General features: G+C 71.9%; 18 protein-coding genes. 9 read left to right on the top strand and 9 right to left on the bottom strand.

Annotated elements, in window-relative coordinates; genetic code table 11:
* Positions 1-14 precede the first annotated feature (14 nt).
* Positions 15-767 carry a class I SAM-dependent methyltransferase gene (locus ACYVAG_RS17125; RefSeq protein ID WP_460771684.1) on the top strand — a complete coding sequence of 251 codons (753 nt, stop codon included), beginning with the start codon at positions 15-17 and terminating at the stop codon, positions 765-767.
* On the opposite strand, the gene ACYVAG_RS17130 is transcribed toward ACYVAG_RS17125, so the two are convergent.
* The 5 genes from ACYVAG_RS17130 to ACYVAG_RS17150 are packed head-to-tail and all read right to left on the bottom strand — an operon-like array spanning position 753 to position 8,304.
* Positions 753-2,036: a VWA domain-containing protein gene (locus ACYVAG_RS17130; RefSeq protein ID WP_460771686.1), complete on the bottom strand. Its 1,284-nt coding sequence runs from the start codon at positions 2,034-2,036 to the stop codon at positions 753-755. The genes ACYVAG_RS17125 and ACYVAG_RS17130 overlap by 15 nt on opposite strands.
* Positions 2,020-4,404 carry a DUF5682 family protein gene (locus ACYVAG_RS17135; protein ID WP_460771687.1) on the bottom strand — a complete coding sequence of 795 codons (2,385 nt, stop codon included), beginning with the start codon at positions 4,402-4,404 and terminating at the stop codon, positions 2,020-2,022. Before ACYVAG_RS17135 ends, ACYVAG_RS17130 begins: the two co-directional genes overlap by 17 nt.
* Entirely contained in the window at positions 4,401-5,513 is a 1,113-nt protein-coding gene (locus ACYVAG_RS17140) for an ATP-binding protein (protein WP_460771690.1), read from the bottom strand. The genes ACYVAG_RS17135 and ACYVAG_RS17140 overlap by 4 nt, the downstream gene beginning before the upstream one ends.
* On the bottom strand, positions 5,510-6,979 hold the full coding sequence (locus ACYVAG_RS17145; protein ID WP_460771692.1) for a DUF5691 domain-containing protein: 1,470 nt from the start codon (positions 6,977-6,979) through the stop codon (positions 5,510-5,512). The genes ACYVAG_RS17140 and ACYVAG_RS17145 overlap by 4 nt, the downstream gene beginning before the upstream one ends.
* Positions 6,976-8,304, bottom strand: a complete 1,329-nt coding sequence (locus ACYVAG_RS17150) for an SWIM zinc finger family protein (protein ID WP_460771694.1) — start codon at positions 8,302-8,304, stop codon at positions 6,976-6,978. The genes ACYVAG_RS17145 and ACYVAG_RS17150 overlap by 4 nt, the downstream gene beginning before the upstream one ends.
* A 155-nt stretch (positions 8,305-8,459) precedes the next feature.
* Between ACYVAG_RS17150 and acs the strand changes: the two genes are divergently transcribed.
* The 3 genes from acs (at position 8,460) to ACYVAG_RS17165 (ending at position 12,412) form a co-directional block, all read left to right on the top strand.
* Positions 8,460-10,418 carry an acetate--CoA ligase gene (gene acs, locus ACYVAG_RS17155; protein ID WP_460771696.1) on the top strand — a complete coding sequence of 653 codons (1,959 nt, stop codon included), beginning with the start codon at positions 8,460-8,462 and terminating at the stop codon, positions 10,416-10,418.
* Positions 10,419-10,603: 185 nt separating this feature from the next.
* Positions 10,604-11,869, top strand: a complete 1,266-nt coding sequence (gene nhaA, locus ACYVAG_RS17160) for a Na+/H+ antiporter NhaA (RefSeq protein ID WP_460771698.1) — start codon at positions 10,604-10,606, stop codon at positions 11,867-11,869.
* Between the two features lie 60 nt (positions 11,870-11,929).
* Positions 11,930-12,412: a phage holin family protein gene (locus tag ACYVAG_RS17165; protein ID WP_460771700.1), complete on the top strand. Its 483-nt coding sequence runs from the start codon at positions 11,930-11,932 to the stop codon at positions 12,410-12,412.
* Positions 12,413-12,424: 12 nt separating this feature from the next.
* Here the strand turns inward: ACYVAG_RS17165 and ACYVAG_RS17170 are convergent, their stop codons facing one another.
* Positions 12,425-12,874, bottom strand: a complete 450-nt coding sequence (locus ACYVAG_RS17170) for an MGH1-like glycoside hydrolase domain-containing protein (protein WP_460771701.1) — start codon at positions 12,872-12,874, stop codon at positions 12,425-12,427.
* Between the two features lie 67 nt (positions 12,875-12,941).
* Here ACYVAG_RS17170 and ACYVAG_RS17175 point away from each other — a divergent pair, with 67 nt between their 5' ends.
* The 5 genes from ACYVAG_RS17175 (at position 12,942) to ACYVAG_RS17195 (ending at position 18,769) form a co-directional block, all read left to right on the top strand.
* Positions 12,942-14,603, top strand: a complete 1,662-nt coding sequence (locus tag ACYVAG_RS17175; RefSeq protein ID WP_460771704.1) for a class I mannose-6-phosphate isomerase — start codon at positions 12,942-12,944, stop codon at positions 14,601-14,603.
* Between the two features lie 48 nt (positions 14,604-14,651).
* Positions 14,652-15,494 (top strand): ROK family protein, encoded by an 843-nt coding sequence (locus ACYVAG_RS17180; RefSeq protein WP_460771705.1) that lies wholly within the window; start codon positions 14,652-14,654, stop codon positions 15,492-15,494.
* Positions 15,491-16,474 (top strand): LacI family DNA-binding transcriptional regulator, encoded by a 984-nt coding sequence (locus tag ACYVAG_RS17185; RefSeq protein ID WP_460771707.1) that lies wholly within the window; start codon positions 15,491-15,493, stop codon positions 16,472-16,474. Before ACYVAG_RS17180 ends, ACYVAG_RS17185 begins: the two co-directional genes overlap by 4 nt.
* A 62-nt stretch (positions 16,475-16,536) precedes the next feature.
* Positions 16,537-17,961, top strand: a complete 1,425-nt coding sequence (locus tag ACYVAG_RS17190; RefSeq protein WP_460771708.1) for an FAD-binding oxidoreductase — start codon at positions 16,537-16,539, stop codon at positions 17,959-17,961.
* Positions 17,962-18,007: 46 nt separating this feature from the next.
* The gene (locus ACYVAG_RS17195; protein WP_460771710.1) at positions 18,008-18,769 is read left to right on the top strand and encodes a decaprenylphospho-beta-D-erythro-pentofuranosid-2-ulose 2-reductase; all 762 of its coding nucleotides are present in this window, start codon (positions 18,008-18,010) and stop codon (positions 18,767-18,769) included.
* 149 nt (positions 18,770-18,918) lie between these two features.
* Here ACYVAG_RS17195 and ACYVAG_RS17200 read toward each other — a convergent pair whose 3' ends face one another.
* From ACYVAG_RS17200 to ACYVAG_RS17210, 3 genes are all read right to left on the bottom strand, one after another.
* Positions 18,919-20,016: a peptidoglycan-binding protein gene (locus tag ACYVAG_RS17200; protein ID WP_460771712.1), complete on the bottom strand. Its 1,098-nt coding sequence runs from the start codon at positions 20,014-20,016 to the stop codon at positions 18,919-18,921.
* Positions 20,017-20,542: 526 nt separating this feature from the next.
* Positions 20,543-21,037, bottom strand: coding sequence for a hypothetical protein (locus tag ACYVAG_RS17205; protein WP_460771714.1), 495 nt, complete (start codon positions 21,035-21,037; stop codon positions 20,543-20,545).
* The coding region (locus ACYVAG_RS17210) for a hypothetical protein (protein ID WP_460771715.1) at positions 21,034-21,287 on the bottom strand (254 nt) is incomplete at its 5' end. The genes ACYVAG_RS17210 and ACYVAG_RS17205, both read right to left, overlap by 4 nt.

The raw sequence follows: 21,287 nt of genomic DNA on the forward strand, positions 1-21,287 counted from the left end.
CTAGAGTCTGCCCCATGAAACGCCGCACTGCCTGTCCCCCGCCGGCCGTCGACTGGATGGTGCCGGGCGCAGCGCAGCGGGTCCTCGACGTGGGCTCGGGGCGCGGCGCGCTGGCCGCCCAGCTGGTCGACGCCGGTCACACCGTCCACTGCCTCGACTCCGACCACGCCCGCGTACGCCGGCTCCGCGACCGTCTCCCGGAGGCGTGTGTCACCGTCGCGCGCGCCGAGGCGCTGCCCTACGACTCGTGCCACTTCGACGTCGTCACGGTGCACGAGTCGTTCACGAACTTCGCCCCCGGCCTCGCCCTGGCGGAGTTCGCGCGCGTCCTGCGGCCGGGCGGCCACCTGGCCGTGGTGTTCGACAGCCGCGACGACACCGTGCCGTGGGTGAAGCGGCTCGCGCGCCGCCTGCAGGAGGTCGACCCGACGGCGATGCGGGGCGACTACGGCACGGAGACGATCGTGGCGCTGACCTCGTCCGCGTACTTCCCCGACGTCGAGCAGAAGGCCTTCCGCAACTGGATTCCCATCGATCGCGACGGGATGCTCGCGATGGTCGCGAACCGGCCCGCGATCGCCCGCGCCGACGCGAGCGAGCGGGAGTCGCTGCTCGCCGATGTCGAAGAGCTGTACGCGGCCTCGTCCCGGCCGCCCGAGCCGCTGCTGCTGCCGTTCCAGGCGATGTGCTGGCGCGCGTACGTCGACCACACCGAGCTCACGCAGCCGGTCACCGAGGAGTCGCTGCGGATCTCACTGCGGTTCTGAATCCCGCTCGGTCTCGTCGGCCCGGTCGTCCCCGCGCCCGACGACCGCGCCGCCTCGTCGTGACTCGTCGTGACTCCACTGCAGCAGGTCGCCGCTGGACAGCGCCTCCTCCAGCAGCTCGGGGAACCGGTCGGGCGTGCACGCGAACGCCGGGATGCCGAGCGCGACGAGTTCCGCGGCGAGCGCGTGGTCGTACGCGGGGGCGCCCGAGTCGCTGAGCGCCAGCAGGGTGACGACCTGGACACCGGACTCCCGCAGCTGGCGCATGCGCCGCAGCATCTCGTCGCGGACGCCACCCTCATAGAGGTCGGAGATCAGCACGAAGATCGACTGGGTCGGCCGCGTGATCAGCGTCTGGCAATAGGCGATGGCGCGGTTGATGTCGGTGCCGCCGCCGAGCTGGGTGCCGAAGATGACGTCGACGGGGTCGTCGAGCAGGTCGGTGAGGTCGACGACCTCGGTGTCGAACACCACCAGTGAGGTCTTCAGCGCCTTCATGGTGGCCAGCACGGCGCCGAAGATCGACGCGAACACGACCGACTCGGCCATCGACCCCGACTGGTCGATGGCCAGCACGACGTCGCGCTGCACGCCGGTGGCGTGGCGGCCGTGGCCGACCAGGCGCTCGGGCACCACGGTCTTGTGCTCGGGCAGATAGTGCTTGAGGTTCTTCGCGATCGTGCGGTTCCAGTCGATGTCAGCCAGCCGCGGGCGATGCGTACGCACGGCCCGGTTGATCGCACCCTTCACCGCGCTCCGCGTCCTCTCGGCGATGCGGCGCTCGACCTCCTCGACGACGGTCCGCACCACCTTGCGGGCGGTCGATCGCGACGTCTCCGGCATCACCGAGCCGAGCTGGACCAGCGTGGTCGCGAGGTGGATGTCGGGCTCGACCGACTGCATCAGCTCCGGCTCCAGCAGCAGGCGCTTCAGGTCGAGCCGCTCGATGGCGTCGCGCTGCATGACCTGCACGACGGTCTGGGGGAAGTAGGTGCGGATGTCGCCCAGCCAGCGGGCGACGCGCGGTGACGACGCGCCCAGGCCGGCCTGTCGGCCGCCGCCGGTGGACACGGGCTTCTTGTCGTAGAGCTCGCCGAGGGCACGGTCCATCGTCCGGCCCTCCTTGTCCAGCAGGGAATCCATCGACCCGTCGGTGTCGTCGGAGCCGAGCACGAGGCGCCACCGCCGCAGCCGTTCGGCCTCGGGATCGCCGCTGGGGTGGGGATCGGGGGCGTCGACGGGCCGGGCGTCATCATCGGGCGTGGTCATGGAATCCTCCGATCAGGCGGCCGACGGTCGCCAGCGCGTCGGCGGCCAGCGCGAGGTCGAGCTCGTCGTCGCCGGTGGACCGCAGGGTGCCGGAGCCGAGCCGGCGTACGCGGTCGGCCAGCGTGCGGCGCTCGGCGGGCTCGAACGCCCCGAACGTGCGCCGCAGCATCGCCACGACCGTGGGGAACTCGTCGGCGGCCAGCTCGACGAGCCAGGCGTCGATCACCTCGAGCAAGGTGGGGTCGTGGACCAGCAGCAGGGCACCTCCCGCGAGCAGCCCCTCGACCCAGCCGGCCTTCTCGGCGGCCGTCGTGCCGTGGGACAGCGCGAGCGAGAGCCGCCGCGCCGCCTCCGTGGGCGTAAGGCGCTCGGCGCCGAGCAGCAGGCGCACGAGACGTCCGGCCAGGAGGCCGCGTACGTCGTGGCGGTCGGCGAGCTCCCCCAGCGTGGCGAGCCAGCGCTCGCGCGCGCGGTCGTCGGCCAGCAGGGGCAGGACCGCGTCGACCTGCTCGAGGTGGTCGACCAGCACCGCGGCCGCGTCGTCGTCGAGGCCGCCGGCGACCGGGGGCAGGCCGGTGCAGATGCGCAGCAGCAGCGCCTCGGTCACGCCGGCGAGGGCCGACGCGTCGGTGCCGCGGACGTCGCCATAGCGCTGGGCCCGCACGAGCGCGGGGAACGCCTCCATCAGGTGGACGACGTCGTGATCGGCGGCGGCGCGCGCCTCGAGCGCGACCAGCAGGTCGGGCAGGGCGTCGACGAGGTCGGCGCGGAGTGCCTCGGCGACGGCGCCCGTGACGGCGGCGAGCGTCTCGGTGCGGGTGAGCAGCTTGGAGGTGGCCGCGGCCTCGACCGTCGTGCCCCACACCGAGGCCTCGATGACGCGCACCGACAGTTCGGGCGCCCACGTGATGTCCCAGCCCTCCTTGAAGGTGCCGAGGCCGCCGGCGTCGACCTCCTCGCCCCAGCCGATGCCCAGCACGCGCAATCGCTGCAGGAGCTGGGATCGCGCCCGTTCGTTGGGCTTGCGCAGGTCGAGCGTGAGCTCCTTGGCCTCGGCCGACAGCGGCAGCCGCAGCGTCTTCGCGGTGGCGCGGAGGTCGCGATCGAGCGGCACCGCCGGCGCCGCGTCCGGCACGGTGCCGAGGCGCTCCCCGACGACGGCGTCGCGGGTGACGAGCTCGAGGGCGACGGGGTTGCCGTCGCACATGGTCGCGAGCGTGGCCTGCATGACCTCGTCGAGGCCGGCGAGCGGCCGGTTCCTCAACCCCGCCAGGGTTTCGGCGAGGCGGACGCCCTCGATGACGTGGGCGCTGGACACCGGCAGGTCGTGGCCGCGCAGCACGCGCGCGACGCCGGTGAGCCAGCGGACGATGGTGTCGTCGGGCTGGGTGAACAGGTGGTGATACCAGCCCGGCGAGTCCACCCCCGCGCCATAGCCCGATCGGAACGACAGCCGCGAGTGGGTCCACGGCACCCACGTCATCGTCACCTTCCGCTTCGGCAGGCCGCGCAGGACGCGGTTGTCGTCGGCCTGGGTCGGCAGCTTGCCGGTCAGCGCCGGCACATGCCAGGCGCCGCAGACGACGGCGATGCGGGCGTGGCCGTCCTTCTGGGCGGCGCGCAACACCTTGCGCATGTGGGCCTCGCGGCGCTGCTCGAGCTCCTCGTCGTCGGCGGAGCGCTCGCGCACGGCGGCCTCACGGAGGGCCTCCATGGCCTCGGCGACGGCGTCGAACGGATCGCCGTCGAAGCGGTGCTCGATGACGTCGTCCCACCAGCGCTCGGGGTCGTCATAGCCGGCGGCGTGGGCGAGGACGGCGATGGGGTCACCGCGGACGGAGCCGACCTCACGTTCTCCGAGCGAGGCCGCCTGCGGCCGAGACGAGGAGTCGTCGGCGTCGTCGTCAGGCTCCTCGTCTCGCTGGCGCTCGCACGGAGAACGTTCTCCGAGCGAGGCCGCCTGCGGCCGAGTCGAGGAGCCGTCCTCGTCCCGCAGTGCCAGCATCGTCGCCGCCGGCAGATCCATGAACCGCACCTCGCGGTGGTTCTCCACCGCCCACCGCAGCGCCTGCCACTCCGGCGAGAACGCCGCCATCGGCCAGAACGAGGCCTTCCCGGGGTCGTCGGCCGCGTACGCCAGCAGCGCCACGGGCGGCTCCATCCCGGTGTCGCCCACCAGCGACACCAGCGCGTCCGCCTCCGGCGGCCCCTCGACCAGCACGACGTCGGGCGCGTACGCCTCCAGCGCCGCCCTCACCGCGCGCGCCGAGCCGGGCCCGTGGTGGCGTACGCCGAGGACGCGGACGGGCGGCCAAACCGGCTCGGAATCCTCCACCGGCGGCGATTCGGCGACGTCGAGGTCGGTCACGCCGACGCCTCGCGGGCGGCGCGGTAGAAATCCTTCCAATCCTTGCGCTGGCGAACGACGGCCTCGAGATATTCCTGCCAGGCCACGGAATCGGCGACCGGGTCCTTGATCACCGAGCCGACGATGCCGGAGGCGACGTCGCCGGCCCGCAGGAGCCCGTCGCCGAAGTGGGTCGCCAGCGCGAGCCCGTTGGTGATGACCGAGATGGCCTCGGCCGTCGACAGGGTGCCGGTCGGGACCTTCAGCGAGGTCTTGCCGTCGGTCGTCATGCCGGAGCGCAGCTCGCGGAAGATCGTGACCACGCGGCGGATCTCGTCGAGCGCGTCGGGCGCCTCGGGCAGCTCGAGCGCGGAGCCGAGGTCGGCCACGCGCCGCGCGACGATCGACACCTCGTCCTCGGCCGACGCGGGCAGCGGCAGCACGACGGTGTTGAAGCGGCGTCGGAGCGCCGACGACAGGTCGTTGACGCCGCGGTCGCGGTCGTTGGCAGTGGCGATGATGTTGAACCCGCGTCGGGCCTGCACCTCGGTGCCGAGCTCCGGCACGGGCAGCGTCTTCTCCGACAGCACGGTGATGAGGCCGTCCTGCACGTCGGACGGGATGCGGGTGAGCTCCTCGACCCGCGCGATGCGCCCCTCCTCCATGCCGGTCATCACCGGCGAGGCGACCAACGCCCGCGGGCTCGGGCCCTCGGCCAGCAGCCGCGCGTAGTTCCAGCCATAGCGCACGGCCTCCTCCGCCGTGCCCGCCGTGCCCTGAACCAGCAGGGTCGAGTCGCCGCTGATGGCCGCGGCGAGGTGCTCCGAGACCCACGACTTCGCGGTGCCCGGCACGCCGAGCAGCAGGAGCGCCCGGTCGGTGGCGAGCGTGGCGACGGCGACCTCCATCAGGCGGCGGCTGCCGACATACTTGGGCGTGAGGACGAACCCGTCGTCCAGCGTGCCGCCGATGAGATAGGTCACCACGGCCCACGGCGACATCCGCCAGTTCGTCGGGCGGGGCCGGTCGTCGACCTCGGCCAGGTGGGCCAGCTCCTCGGCGTACGCCTGCTCCGCGTGCGGGCGCAGCAGCCCCGTCTCGAGCGTGGTTTCGGTCGCGGTGTCGGTCATCGGTGCTCCTTGAGTTCGAGGACGAGGGTGCGGCGGAGGTCGAGGTTCATGGCGGCCGCGTACGCCCGGGATCGCTGGGCCTGCGGGAAATCCTTGGCGGCGGCGAGCTGGCGCACCTGGTCGGCGAGGTCGATCCTGCCGGTCACGTCGCCGTGGGCGACCAGGAGGGCGAGCGCGCGCGGGATCGAGCGCGTCTCGCGCCCGACCAGCGCGTGCAGGACCGGCGCGACGACGTCCTCGGGCCAGGTCTGGTCCTCCAGAAGCGTGAGCCAGAAGGGATTGCCCGACGACAGCCCCGCCAGAACCGCCTCGGTCCGGGGGCGTCCCGACGCGAGCCGGGTCGCCTCCAGCTCGGCCGCGTCGGGGCGCGCGTCCTTGTGGGACAGGGATCGCGCGACCGCGGCGGCGATCGCGTCGCAGACCTCCACGTCGCGGGCGCGCACGGCAGCGGCGGCGAGACCCCGGTCGAGGGTGACGCCGTCGGCGACCTCGCGCCCGACGAGCGCGGCGGCGACGCGGCCGGTCAGGTCGAACCAGCGGTCGAGCGGGACCCCCTCCACGATGCGGGCCAACGCACGGTCGCAGTCCTTGGCGGGGTCGGGGATGCCGTCGCGGGCGTCGGCGGCGAGCCCGTCGAGGTCGACGCGGACGCGGCCGAGCAGGCCGCGGCGGACCAGCCCCGCCATGCGTTCGGTCATCCGCGCCGCGTACGCGGTCCCCGGCACGCCGGGCACGAGCGCCTGCGCGAGGGTGCGTACGCCGGCGGCCCGGTCGTCGAGGGCGCGCTCGAGCAGGGCGTCGTCGGCCGCGGTCAGCGACGGCCCCAGAGCGCCGAGGAGCGCCTCGCGGGCCGTGCGGTCCTCGCCCTCCCACACCTCGTCGAGCAGCGCGCGGGCCCGGTCGGGATCGTTGCGGTGGAGCCGGCCGAGCCAGGTCGCCCGCTCGGCGGTCGTCCCGGTGTCCCACACGTCGTCGTCGGGATCGGTCGCCGGCGCCGCCAGCGCCCAGGTCCCGAAGGGCTCGTGGGACTGCAGCCACCGGCCGCGTACGCCGAGCACGTCGACGGGCACCCGGCCACGGAACTCGACGGGCACGGGCATCGCGAGCACGTCGACCACCACCGCGTGCGGCAGTCGCATTCCCTGCCGCGCAAGGGCCACCAGCGCCTCGACGACCACCTCGGTCGAGCGCGAACCGAGCGCCTGCCGGAACGCCGTCGTCCACCGCCGGCCCGCCACCGCGCGGGTCTCCGCCGCCAGGACCGGCGGCTCGACGGCCCCGTCGACCAGTCCCGCCGAGGCGCGCGCGGCCATGGCGTGCAGGGCGGCGGCCTCGAGCAGGGTCGCGCCCGGCGTCCGTCCCTCGACCTCGGGCGGGCGCAGCTCCTGCGGCAGCGCCGCCGGGTCCACCGGTCGCGCGGCCGTGCCCACCGCCGCAGACACAACGAGGCGTTCGATGCCGCTCACAGCACCACCACCTCCCCGCCCGTGACCTCGGGATCGATGACACACAAGGGGTTCAGGCCGGCCGGGCTCCACTCCCCCAGCGCCGACACCGGCGCCGAGGCCGCGAGGGCGAGGGCCTTCCAGAGCGCCTCCTCGGCGCCGGTCAGGCGCACGCTGCGCCCCTCGTCGTCGGTGAGCGCCCACGCGTCGCCGATGCGGCCCAGGCGGCCGCGTACGCCGATGGGCATGAGGTCGACCCACGGGTCGCGGGCCAGCGTGGCCGCGTACGCCTCCTGCAGCTCGGCGACCGTGCCCGCGCCCGCATCCCAGCGGACTGGACCGGGGACGTCGGCGTGCTTCTCGCCGATGGTGGCGCGCAGGCCCAGCGTGCCGGGGTGAACGTGCAGGTCGGCGTCGATGACGGTGCCCGGGGCGAGCGTCGAGTCGAACGCGGCGCCGTTGACCGAGAACAGCAGCACCAGTGCCCAGCGCCGCGTCGTCGCGCCCTGCAGCCAGACCCGGCGCGTGGCGACGCGCTCGTCGTCGACGTCGTGCAGACCGGCGACGAGCCAGTGGTCGCGGACCGGCGGCAGCTGGAGCACCTCCGCCGACGGCACGGTGAAGCCGAGGTGGCCGCGGACCGTCGCGACCAGGTCGGGGTCGAGGTGGTCGCGGTCGAGCCAGGCCTGCGCGAGGAGGCGCAGCAGCCCCAGCTGGTCCAGCGCGGTGCCGACCCAGTCGCCGCCCGACCACGGGCCGGCCACCGCCTGCAGCCGCCGCGCGACGCCGGGCGCCTGCGCGTCGACCATGCGCGCGGCGACCTCGTCCGTGGCCCGCCGGTCGGTGCGGGAGCGCACGAGCCCGCGGGTCACCTGGTCGTCGAGCCAGGTCATCAGCTCGGTCATGCCGGCGGTGACACGGTCCTCGCGCTGCCGGACGCGCTGCTCGGCGGCGGCGCGGCGCTGCTCGGCCTTCTCGGGGCTGTCCTCGGCGTCCTCGTCGGCCGCCGTCTCGGCCTTCTTCGCCGGCGGGGCGGCCCACTGGGGAGCGGCGCCGACGCTGCCATCCTCGTTGAGCTGTCCCTGTGCCCACAGGAAAAGCAGGCCGAGGCAGTGTTTGCAGGGGAACTTCCGCGACGGGCACGAACACCGGTACGCCGGGGCCTCCGTGTCGACCGACACCCGATAGGGCGTCTTCGACGACCCGCGACACTCGCCCCACACCATCGCCCCCGACGCGCCGGTCTGCGACCACGGGCCGGGGGTGGCGAGCTTGCGGCCGGCGACCTGGGAGGAGGAATCGGGAGCGGCGGCCATGACGCGGTCCACGCTCCACCGATCCGACATGGGCCCCACCCTAGGACGGGAGGGGTCGGGGCGCGTACGCCCGTCTCGTCCCACCTTTCCCGGTTCCCCTGCCGCGCCGCCGCTGCGGTGGCTAGTGTGGAAGTCGTGTGATGCCCCTCACGCAGGGGCTGCCGAACATCAGCAAAGGAGCCGACGTGAGCGACGAGAACCTGGCCAACCTCCTCCACGAGGACCGCACCTTCCCCCCGCCCGCCGAGTTGGCGGCGCACGCGAACGTCACCGAGGAGACGCTGCAGGAAGCAGCCAAGGACCCCGAGGCCTTCTGGGCCAAGCAGGCCGACCGCCTGTCCTGGGGCACGAAGCCCACCGAGACGCTCGACTGGTCGAACCCGCCGTTCGCGAAGTGGTATGCCGACGGCACGCTGAACGCCGCGTACAACTGCCTGGATCGCCACGTCGAGGCAGGCCACGGCGACCGCGTCGCCTTCCACTTCGAGGGCGAGCCGGGCGACGACCGCGCGATCACGTACGCGGAGCTGACCGCCGAGGTCTGCCGCGCCGCGAACGCGCTGACGAAGCTGGGCGTGAAGGCCGGCGACCGCGTCGCGATCTATCTGCCGATGATCCCCGAGGCCGTCGTCGCGATGCTCGCGTGCGCCCGCCTCGGCGCGCCCCACATGGTGATCTTCGGCGGGTTCTCCGCCGACGCGGTCTCGACACGCCTCAACGACTGCGGCGTCGAGGTCGTCATCACCTCCGACGGCGGCTATCGCCGCGGCTCGGCCTCGGCTCTCAAGCCGGCCGTTGACGCCGCCCTCGAGAAGTGCCCGCAGGTCAAGAACGTGCTCGTGGTCAAGCGGACCGGCCAGGAGACCGCGATGGTCGAGGGCCGCGACCAGTGGTGGTCCGACGTGCTCGGCGCGGAGTCCGACCAGCACACGCCCGAGATGTTCCCCGCCGAGCAGCCGCTGTATGTGATGTACACGTCCGGGTCGACCGGCAAGCCCAAGGGCATCCTCCACACCACGGCGGGCTATCTCGTCGGAACGTCCTACACCCACTGGGCGGCGTTCGACCTCAAGCCCGAGACCGACATCTTCTGGACCGCCGCCGACATCGGCTGGGTGACCGGCCACTCCTACCTCGTCTATGGGCCGCTGGTGAACGGCACGACCTCGGTGATGTACGAGGGCACGCCCGACACGCCCCACCAGGGCCGGTTCTGGGAGATCATCGACAAATATCGGGTGACGCAGCTCTATTGCGCGCCGACCGCGATCCGCACGTTCATGAAGTGGGGCGCCGACATCCCCGCGAAGTTCGACCTCTCGTCGCTGCGCCTGCTCGGGTCGGTCGGCGAGCCGATCAACCCCGAGGCGTACGTCTGGTATCGCACCCACATCGGCCACGACAACGTCCCCGTCGTCGACACGTGGTGGCAGACCGAGACCGGCATGCACATGATCGCGCCCATGCCGGGCGTGGCCGACGGCAAGCCCGGCGCCGCGATGCGCGCCGTGCCCGGGGTGACGGTCGACGTGTTCAACGAGGAGGGCCAGCCGGTCGAGAACGGCCAGGGCGGCTATCTCGTCGTCACCAAGCCGTGGCCCGCGATGCTGCGTACGCTCTGGGGCGACGACCAGCGCTTCAAGGACACCTATTGGTCGCGGTTCGACGGCGTCTATTTCGCCGGCGACGGCGCGAAGAAGGACGACGACGGCGACATCTGGCTGCTCGGCCGCGTCGACGACGTGATGAACGTGTCGGGCCACCGCATGTCGACCACCGAGATCGAGTCGGCGCTCGTCTCCCATCCGAAGGTCGCCGAGTCGGCGGTCGTCGGCGCGAACGACCCGACCACGGGCCAGGCGATCGTGGCGTTCGTCATCCTGCGCGGCGAGGCGGGTGACGGCGGCGAGGACATCGTCAACGAGCTGCGCGCCCACGTCGCCAAGGAGATCGGCCCGATCGCGAAGCCGCGCCAGATCATGGTCGTGCAGGAGCTGCCGAAGACGCGCTCGGGCAAGATCATGCGGCGCCTGCTGCGCGACATCGCCGAGAACCGCGAGCTGGGCGACGTCACGACGCTGACCGACTCGAGCGTGATGGACCTGATCAAGGGATCGCTGGGGTCGGCGCCGAAGGGCGAGTGAGTCCCACCCGCGTATTAGCGACCGCTATTCACACTCAGCACGCCGTGTACGGCGTGCTGAGTGTGTTTTAGGGTCGCTAATACACGGATTGGGAGCCGCACCCACGAGTCGGTAGAATGACCGCTCGGTGAGCCGGGAAGTCTGGTCGGCAGTCTCCCGACCGACCCCGAACGCGAAGCGAGTCCATGACCTCTGACAAGCGTGTCTCCCCCACTTCCCCCACCTCTCCCGATGTCGACGGGTCCGGCGCGCCCCGGCGTCGCCTGTTCGCCGGCCTCGGCGCGGACGACGCCCGCGTCCTGCCCGACCTCCTGCGCCAGGAGACCGTCGGCGGCGCGCTCATGCTCGTCGCCACCGTCGCCGCGCTGATCTGGGCGAACGTCGGTCACGAGTCCTACGACCACGTACGCCACGTCTATCTCGGCCCGCTCTCCCTGCAGCACTGGGCCGCCGACGGCCTGCTCACGATCTTCTTCTTCGTCGCCGGCCTCGAGCTCAAGCGCGAGTTGACGTCGGGATCGCTGGCGAACCCGCGCGAGGCCCTCGTCCCGATCGTCGCGGCCCTCGCCGGCATGGTCGTCCCCGCCGGCATCTATGTGGCCGTCAACGGCGGCCTGCCCGGCGGGCACACCGGCGGCTGGGCCATTCCCATGGCCACAGACATCGCCTTCGCGCTCGCCATCCTGGCGGCCGTCGGCTCGCGCCTGCCGACGAGCCTGCGCGCCTTCCTGCTGACCCTGGCGATCGTCGACGACCTCGGCGCCATCCTCGTCATCGCGACCGTGTTCACCGAGTCGATCAGCCTGCTGTGGCTCGCGCTCGCGCTCGGCTGCGCCGTCGTGTGGTGGCTCCTGCAGCGCAAGCACGTCGACCACTGGGCCTTCTATGTCCCCCTGTTCGTGATCGCCTGGTGGGCGATGCTCCAGTCGGGCGTCCACGCGACGATCGCCGGCGTGCTCCTCGGCCTGCTGACCCGCTCGGCCGCCGACGACCCCGTCGACCCCGCCGACGCCTGGGGCCACTTCTGGCATCCCATCTCGGCGGGACTCGTCGTGCCGATCTTCGCCCTCCTGTCGGCCGGCGTGGCCGTCAACGTGCCTGCGCTCAAGGAGGTCGTGACCAATCCCGTCGGCCTCGGCATCCTGCTCGGCCTCGTCGTCGGCAAGCCCATCGGCGTCTTCGGCGGCGCCTGGCTCACAGCTCGGTTCACGAGGGCCGAGCTCGCGTCCGACCTCCGCTGGCGCGAGGTCTTCGCCGTCAGCTCGCTCGCGGGCGTCGGCTTCACCGTCGCGCTCTTCGTGTCGGAACTCGCCTTCAAGGGCGACGCCCACCTCGTCGACGGCGCCAAGGCCGCCGTCCTCGTGGCCTCGATCGCCGCCGCCGTGATCGCCGGAATCGCACTCAACGTCCTGTCACGGCGACGGGCCGATCCGGACCAGATCGACGCCTGATCCGGACCCACGGGCGGGGCACGTTGGGCCGCGTACGGCTTTGGCACTACATTCATGCCCATGGCGCACGAATACGTACCCAGCGACGATCGCACCTCCGCCTCGGCGACCCCCGGCGTGGGTGACATCGTCAAGCTGATCAGCGAGGACGTCAAGACGCTCGTCCGCGGCGAGATCGAGCTCGCGAAGTCGGAGCTCGTCCCCTCGGCCAAGCACGCCGGCGTCGGCGCCGGGCTGTTCGGCGGCGCGGGCTATTTCGGCCTGAACGGCGTCTCGCTGCTGTTCATCGCCGGTGCGCTGGGCTTCGCGAAGCTCTTCGGCTCGCCGACGGGCTGGATCGCGCTCGGCTTCGTGGTGATGGCCGTGATCATGTTCGTGATCGCCGGCATCCTCGCGCTCGTCGGCAAGAGCAACCTCGCCAAGGTCAAGGGCCCCGAGCGCGCCCAGGCCCACGCGGAGGCGACCATCACCCAGGCGAAGGCCGCCATCACGCGCGCCAATGCCGACGTGAAGACCGCTGAGCTGGAGCGCAAGAACTTCTGAGCCGCATCCCGCTCACGTCGACTCGCTGACGCCCCTCAGCGAGCGTGACCGCGGCCGCCCAGCGCCCGCAGCACCGCGTCCGCGATGACCGCGTGGCCTGCATCGTTCGGGTGCACGTGGTCCTCGGCCAGGTGGGCGTGGCGGCTGGGTGAGCGACGAGCGGTCGGGGAGCGGCCCGAGGAAGGTGTCCGGCCCGGCGTCGCCGTAGCGCATGTGGGGCACCGTGCCCCCGTCGAGCTGACCGCCCAGCAGCGCCTCCAACTCGGGGACCGCGCGTTCGTCGCCCAGGCGCGCCCAGGCGATGGCGTGGAACGCCGAGTCCCACAGCCACAGGTGGGGATAGGTCGCCGGATGGGGCACCGTCCAGCCGCGGTCGGGCATCCAGTGGGTGTCCAGGACAGTCAACGCCCTCCCCGGGATGTCCCCGGCGGTCTCTGCTGCTCGGCCCTCGGCGGCGCTCATGGCGCGATGTTATCGTTACCCATCGTCGGGGCCAACCCCCTCCCCTGCGCCGCCGGAAGGACTCGCCATGGCCTACAACCGCTCGCCCGTCTATGCCCCCGTCCACGGGGCCGTGACCCGCGGCTGGGACGCCCTGTGGCCCGCCCTGCCTGACACCGTGGTTGCGATCGACGGGCCTCCCGCCCTCGATTGGGACCAGGTGCTGGCCCGGGCCGGGGCGGCCCTCCCCGGACGCGCGGTCCTGGACACCCGGTCCTGCTTCCGTCGGGTGGACGAGGTCCTGGAGCTCACCACCTCGGCCGACCTCGCCGGTGACCCGAACTTCGACGCGATCCCCTCCTGCGCCCTGGCCGACCTCCTCGACCCCGCCGCGGTCGGGCGCGACCTCGCCCCCGGCACCCTCGTCGTCGGACCCGGGGCGGCGGCCTTCGTCGCCGGCCACCGCGTCTGGCTCGACCGCCCCAAGCGGTACGCCGAGGCGGCCCTCGCCCGTGGCGAGTACGCCCACCTCGGCGGACTCCCGGGACCGAGCTATCGCCGCCTGTTCTATGCGGACTGGCCACTGTCCGACAAGCACCGGGACGCGAACGCCGCCCGCTGGGACACGCTCGGCACGTGGCGCGACGACGAGCAGCCGACGTGGGCCGATCGCGAGACCTGGCGTACGACCGTGGAATCGCTGTCCACACAGGCCTTCCGCGTGATGCCCTATGTCAACTCGACCCCGTGGGGCGGGCAGTGGGCGGCGAGCGAGCTGGGCTTCCCCGCCCCGCGCGGCAACACGGCGCTGGGCTATGAGTTCATCGCGCCCGAGAACGGGGTCCAGGTCGGCGACGCCGAACAGGCCATCGAGATCCCGTTCCAGCTGGTCTGCGCCCTCCACCCGGAATCCGTGCTGGGTGAGGAGATCGTCGACATGTTCGGCGCCTCGTTCCCAATTCGCATGGACTATCTCGACACCATGGGCGGCGGCAACCTGTCGCTGCACTGCCATCCCACCGACGAATACATGGCGAAGTTCTTCGGGTGGCGCTACACCCAGCACGAGAGCTACTACACGTCGCGGACGACGCCGGGCGCCTCGGTCTTCCTCGGCCTGCGCGGCGACTGCGACCTGACGGAGTTCGCGGCGGCCGCCCATCGGTCGGCACAGGGGCTGGAACCCCTTGCGGTGGAGGATTTCGTGCAACGCCACGACGCCCGGGAGCACCAGCTGTACCTCATTCCGGCCGGCACGCCCCATGCCTCGGGCGTCGACAACCTCGTGCTCGAGATCTCGGCCACGCCCTACCTCTATTCGCTGCGCTTCTATGACTGGATGCGCACCTCGGACTCGGGCGCCCCGCGCGCGGTCCACGAGGAGCACGCCTTCGCCAACGTCGCGGCCTCGCGACGCGGGCGCGCGGTGGTCGACGAACTGATCCCGCGGGCCGCCGTGCGCCACGAGGAGGACGGCGTCGTCGTCGAGTGCCTCAGCGAGCTCGACGACCTGTTCTTCGACGTGTGGCGGACCAACCTGGCCGGCCGCGCGGTGGCCCACGACGACACGCATGGCCGGTTCCACCTGCTGAACCTCGTCGACGGCGACGACGTCGTCATCACTACGGCGGCCGGGGTCCCGCACGCCCTCGGCGCGTTCGAGACCATCCTGGTGCCGGCATCCGTGGGGGCGTACACGCTGACCGCACGCTCCGGCCCGGCGCGTGTGGTCAAGGCGCTTGTACGCTGACCCCTGATTCAGATCGACGACGACCATTCGACGACGAGGGGCGGAGCCATGGTGATGGGCGCGCTGGAGATCGGCGGCAGCCACATCTGCGTGGGCGCCGTCGACCCGCGATCGCTGGCGGTGCAGGACTTCCGGCGCATCGACGTCGATTCGCTGGCCCCGTGGGACCAGCTCCGTGCCGTCGTCGGCGGCGCCGCGGCTGACCTGCGCGGCCGCGTTGACGGCTGGGCCGCGGCGATGCCGGGCCCGTTCGACTATGCGCGCGGGGTCGGCGGTCTCCATCCCAGCGGGAAGTTCCGCGCCTTCGCCGATCGCGACCTCAACGCCGGCTTCGCCGACGCGCTCGGCGTCGACCGCGTCACCTGGCTCAACGACGCGCACGCGTTCGGCGTCGGCCGCCACGCCCTGCTCGCCGGACCGCGCCGCGTGCTCGCCCTGACGTTCGGCTCCGGCATCGGCTCGGCCTTCGTCGCCGACGGCCTCCCGCTGACCGCCGGTGAGGGCGTGCCCCCGGGCGGGGAGGTCTACCAACTCCCCCACGACGGCGGCAGCCTCGAGGACCGGTTCGGCCCGGCGGCACTCGTACGTCGCCACGGCGCGGTCGCTGACTTCCGCGCCCTGTGCGACCTGGCCCGCGTCGACGCCGAGGTGCGGGGCTGGGTGGGCGCCCAGTTCGACGGGCTCGCCGACGCGCTCGCGCCCTGGCTGCGCGACTTCGCGCCGGATGCGATCGCCGTGGGCGGCTCGACCTGCCGCTCCTGGGACGTGTTCGGCCCGGCGCTCGAGGGCGGCGTACGCCGGGTCCTCGGCCGCAACGTCCCGTTCGATGTCGTCGTCGACACGGAGCGGAGCGCGATGGTCGGCGCGGTGGCGTACGCGGGGCGGCCGTGACCGATCGGAGGGGACGACCGCCGACGGTGCGCGACGTCGCACGGGAGGCGGGCGTCAGCGCCATGACGGTCTCGCGTGTCGTGCGCGACGACGCGCGGGTGGCGGCGCCGACGAGGGAGCGGGTCCTCGAGGCGATCGCCCGACTCGGGTATGTGCCCAACCGCTCGGCCCACACCCTGCGCACCGGAGCGAGTGACACGCTCGGGCTGGTCGTTCCGGACCTGGCGAACCCCTTCTATGCGGACCTGGCGACCGGCGTGGAGGCGGAGGCGTCGCGCAGGGGCCGCCGGCTGCTCGTCGCCTCGTCGGGCCGCGACCCGGAACGGGAACGCGACGTGGTAGCCGACCTGCACGCCCGCCGCATCGCCGGCCTCGTGCTCGTGACCGCCGCTCCCGGCCTGCCGACGCCCGCCGGCCTGCCCACGGTGTACGCGACCCGGCCCGCCGGCTCGAGTCCCGCCGCCGAGGTGCTGCTGGACGACGAGGGCGGCGCGGCCGCCCTGGCCCGCCGGCTGGTCGACGCCGGCCACACACGCATCGGGTTCGTCGGCCCGGCGCCGACCTGGACGATCGCGCAGCGGTTGGCCGGGTTCCGGCGGGCCCTCGGTGCGGCGGCCGACGACGCACTCGTGAGGCTGGGCGCCCGTGGCGTCGCCGCGTCGAGCGAGGCCGTCGGCTCGCTGATGGCCGCGGACGACCCACCCACCGCCCTGTTCTGCGCCAACAGCCGCTCGACCCTCGGTGCGGTTCGGGCGACCGCGCGCCTCGATTCCCCACCGCGGCTGGCCGGCTTCGACGACTTCGAGGCGGCCGACCTGCTCGGTGTCGCCCTCGACCTGGCGACCTACGACGTCGCCGAGCTCGGGCGGGCTGCGGTCGACCGGTTGGGCGACCCCGCGCCCGGGCGTACGCTCCTGCCCGTGACCCTCGTCTCGGTCCCCGCTCCGATGACGGGCGGGCGCGTACGACCACGGTCGTGACTTCGGGCGTACGCGACCCTGCGCGCCCAGCAGGCTGACCGCAGGGAGTAGATTCGCGAGCGATGTCTATCGAACTCCTGCCGACCGAGCCCCGCGCGCTGTGGGGCTGGGGGCGCACCGCGCCCACCACCGCGCAAGTCCTGTCCACGCCCGATGTCGAGATGATCGCTCGCGCCGTGGCCCAGGTCGCCGACGACAACGACGCCAAGCCGGAACACCTGCGCCGCGGGGTCATCGCGCGCGGGTTGGGCCGCTCCTACGGCGACGTCGCCCAGAACGCGGGCGGGCTGGTCATCGACATGACGCCCCTGCGCACCATCCGCAGCATCGACCCCGACACCGCGATCGTCGACCTCGACGCCGGTGTGGACCTCGAGACGTTCATGAAGGCGGCGCTGCCGTACGGCCTGTGGGTGCCGGTGCTGCCGGGCACGCGCCAGGTGACCGTGGGCGGCGCGATCGGCAACGACATCCACGGCAAGAACCACCACTCGGCGGGATCGTTCGGCAACCACGTCGCCGAGATGACGCTCCTCGTGGCCGACGGCCGCGTGCTGGTGCTGACGCCCGAGGGCTCGGCAGACGACCCGACGGGCGAGCTGTTCTGGGCGACCGTGGGCGGCATGGGCCTGACCGGCATCATCCTGCGCGCGAAGATCCGCATGACGCGGACCGAGACGGCGTACTTCCTGGCCGACGACGACCAGACCCACACCCTCGACGAGACGATCGCGATCCACAGCGACGGGTCGGACGCGAAATACACCTATTCGTCGGCGTGGTTCGACGCGATCTCGGCGCCGCCGAAGCTTGGCCGCGCCGCCATCTCGCGTGGCAGCCTCGCGACGCTGGACCAGCTGAAGGAGTACGCGCCCAAGCTGGCCAAGGACCCGCTGGCGTTCAAGGCCCCGACGCTGTTGACCTTCCCCGACGTCTTCCCCAACGGATTGGCGAACAGGGCGACGTTCTCGATGGTGGGTGAGGCCTATTACCGCATGGGCGGAACCCACCGGAACAAGGTCAAGAATTTGACGCAGTTCTACCACATGCTCGACCTGTTCGGGGAGTGGAACCGGGCCATGGGTCCGGCGGGATTCCTGCAATACCAGACCGTCGTCCCGCGCGACGCGGTCGAGCCGTTCAAGGATGTCATCCGCATGATCCAGGCGTCGGGGCACTACTCGTTCCTCAACGTGTTCAAGCTGTTCGGGCCCGGCAACCAGGCGCCGCTGAGCTTCCCCATGGAGGGCTGGAACGTGTGCGTGGACTTCCCGATCAAGAAGGGGCTCGGCGAGTTCTGCAACGAGCTCGACCGCCGCATCATGGAGTTCGGCGGCCGCGTCTACACCGCCAAGGACTCGCGCGTCTCGGCCGAGAACTTCCGGCGCATGTATCCGCGGACCGACAAGTGGATCGCCACCCGCCGCGCGATCGACCCGACCGGGGTGTTCGCCTCCGACATGGCGCGCCGCCTCGAGCTCATCTGAGCGCTCCCCCATTCGCCCGCATCACCAACGACCGAAGGAAGAACCCATGATCAACGCCGTTGGCAGCCCCCAGAAGATCCTGCTGCTGGGAGGCACGTCGGAGATCGGCCTGTCCATCGTCGCGGAGTTCCTGGCGAAGGGACCGTCGAAGGTCGTCCTCGCCTGCCTGCCCAGCGATCCCCAGCGTGACGCCTCGGTGGCCCAGGTGCGCGCCGCCGGCGCCAGCGACGTGGAGGTCGTCGACTTCGACGCCGTCGACTTCGACTCCCACGCCGCGACCATCGACGCGGCCTGGTCCGGCGGCGACGTCGACGTGGCCATCGTCGCGTTCGGCATGTTGGGCGACGCCGAGGAGCTGTGGCAGGACCAGAAGAAGGCCGTGTTCGCGTGCCACCTGAACTACACCGGGGCCGTGTCGATCGGCGTCCTGCTCGGCCAGCGCATGAAGGCCCAGGCCCACGGCCAGATCATCGCGATGAGCTCGGCGGCCGGCATGCGCGTACGCCGGTCCAACTTCGTCTACGGCTCCCAGAAGGCGGGTCTGGACGGCTTCTATCTCAACCTGGGTGAGGCCCTCGCGCCCTTCGGCCCCCGCGTGCTCGTCGTGCGCCCGGGCCAGGTGCGTACGCGCATGTCCAACCACCTCAAGGAAGCGCCGCTCACCGTCGACAAGGAGAAGGTGGCCGAACTGGTCGTCAGGGCCGTCGACGCGAAGAAGGAGATCATCTGGACGCCGCCGGCGTTCGAGGCCGTGATGCTGGTGCTGCGCCACATCCCGCGTCCGATCTTCAAGAAGCTCCCGATCTGAGATTCAGACGGTCGACGCTGGCTGAGCGACGGAGGAGTCGACGCTGGCTGAGCGACGGAGGAGTCGACGCTGGCTGAGCGACGGAGGAGTCGAAGCCACATCCTGCTTCGACTCGGCCGCAGACGCCTCGCTCAGCCAGCGCGTGAGCGTCAGTGACGCGCGCAGATCGTCGAGGCCGGGGCGTTCTGGCCCGAGAGATACTTGTACGCCCGCTTGAAGCTGTCGCAGCGTCGGCCGTCCTCACCGCGGGCCGAAGCCGTGGACCGGTTGTCGTAGCCGATGTTGCGGCTGACGCGGCCCATGTCGAAGCGGTCGGCGGCGGCGTTGGTGTCGCGACGGGCCTCGGCCCAATACCAGCCGGCGATCTTCGCCGAATACTGCAGCGACGAGGCGCGGGACTGGTTGGCGCCCATGAGGTTCACGCCCAGGGCGTCACCCGCGGCGCGGTAGTTGAAGTCGCCCGTCAGCTGGATGTAGCCGCGACCGCGGTAGACGTTGGAGCCATAGCCGTGCTCGCCGATGGCGTAGTCGAACGTCGACTCGTGGGCCAGCGTGGCCAGGAAGGCCGCCTTGCGCGCGGCGGTGTTGATGCCGCGGGCGCGCATCTCGGCGTTGAGTCGGGGCAGGCCCTCCTCGACGCGGCGGGTGTCGGCGACCTTGCCGGGGAACATCTTCTCGAGGTCGGCGCGGGTGATGTCGCCGGGGTGGGGCTTGCCGGGCGTGACGGGGGGCGGCGTCGGGGTGGAGACGCTCGTGGCGCCGAACAGCGCCTGCCACGTCTTCGGGCCGACCACGCCGTCGGTCGCCAGACTCTTGCTGCGCTGGAAGGAGACGACGGCAGCACGCGTACGCGGGCCGAACGACCGGTCGACCGCGACGGTGGCACCGCTGTTGCGCAGGATCTGCTGCAGCGCCTTGACGGCGTTGCCCTGGTCGCCGTACTTCAGCGTGATCGCGAGCTTCTCGAGCGTGGCCGGTCCGGCGACGCCGTCGACCTGAAGACCCTTGCTGCGCTGGAAATCCTTGACGGCCTTCTCCGTGGCTGGACCGAACGAGCCGTCGACCGCGATGTTGGCGCCATGGGCGCGCAACAGGAGCTGGAGGCTCGTGACGTGCTGGGACCTCGTGCCCTGCTTGAGGACCGGGGCGGAGGCGGCGTTGGCGGTCATGATGCCGACCGGGGCGGCGACACCGGCGGTGGCGAGCACGACGGCTGCGGCGGCGATGAACTTCTTCGAGGTCTTCATGGTCGTTTTCCTTCGTCGGCGGAGTGCTGGGGGATCTCGTGACCGACGTTAGGGATCCGTGTGGCCAGGATCCACGGCTCGGGGGGTGGAGATTTCCGGTGGAGATTTCCGGTGGTGCTTCGTGGGTGCTGTTTGCGGCTGGTGCGTGGCCGGGCTCAGCGAGCTTCGTTTGGGGCCTGGATGCCACGGTGGGGTTGGGGTCCGGGCTCCGGAAGCCACTCCGTTCTCCGAGCGAGCGCCAACGAGACGAGGAATGGTGACGATCCGCGGACTGGTTCACGTTCTCCGAGCGAGCGCCAGCGAGACGAGGAGCCCCACGTTCTCCGAGCGAGCACTTCGTCTCGGCCGCGGGGCGGCCTCGCTCAGCACAGGCTCCGCGAGTCGAGGAGCCGGTGGGTTCGCTGTGGGCATGCTTCGCGCCCGCCGGGTGATTCCCGGGCGGGTCTGTCAGCGAGGGCAGGCGGTTGCTGGGGGCTGGCCCGGCAGGGGTTGGGTTATGCCGGACCGTGCCCTCGCGGTCCCGGTGTCAGGCGGCGGTCTCCTCGGTCAGAGGGATGAGGGCTGGGCTCATCTGGGCGAACATCCGTGCCGCGGTTGCTTTGGCTTCGTCACTGATCTGTTGTTTGGCCTGCTTGTCGGCGAGTCCGGCGGCTCGTCGGGTCGCCTCCCGGATGCGGCGTCTGGTTCCTGTCGGGTCGATGATGAGGTCGGTGTCAGGGTTTCGGATGCAGGTGCCGTGCGGGGTGGTCCAGAACTCCTGCCCTGTCGGGGTTCTCCAGTGCTTCACGCCGGGGCGGACCCGGGTGGAGGTGAACCCGCCGAACGTCTTGGCCCGGTGGACCCGCTTCGACAGTGGGGTGAGGTTCGTCGTGCAGGTCTGGCCGAGGGGGAACTCGACGATGTGATCGAGGTCGTTGAACTTTCCGGCCGAACGCCGTGTGGAGAACGGGAATGCCTCGTATTCCTCCCGCAGCAAGACCTCCCTCCGCTGCGCCTCGGTGGGTTCGTAGCCGACGGTCACGTGCGGGACCTCGGGGTCGAGGATCGGCCGGACGGTGACCTTCGCGGCGTTCGCAAGGAGTGCATCGAGTTGGACCGGGCGACCGAGCCGAGGCCGGTGACCTGACCGCCGGCGCCGCGGTCGACCTGGTCGGGCCGGACGTGGACCACGAGCTCGAGGAGGTCCTTGCGCGACGGCAATCCCGACGACGTGTCGGCCTGGTCAGTGTCGTCGAGGTCGAGGGTTCCAGCGCCGAGGACCCGCCCGGCGT

The sequence above is a fragment of the Mariniluteicoccus flavus genome (genome assembly GCF_054776655.1).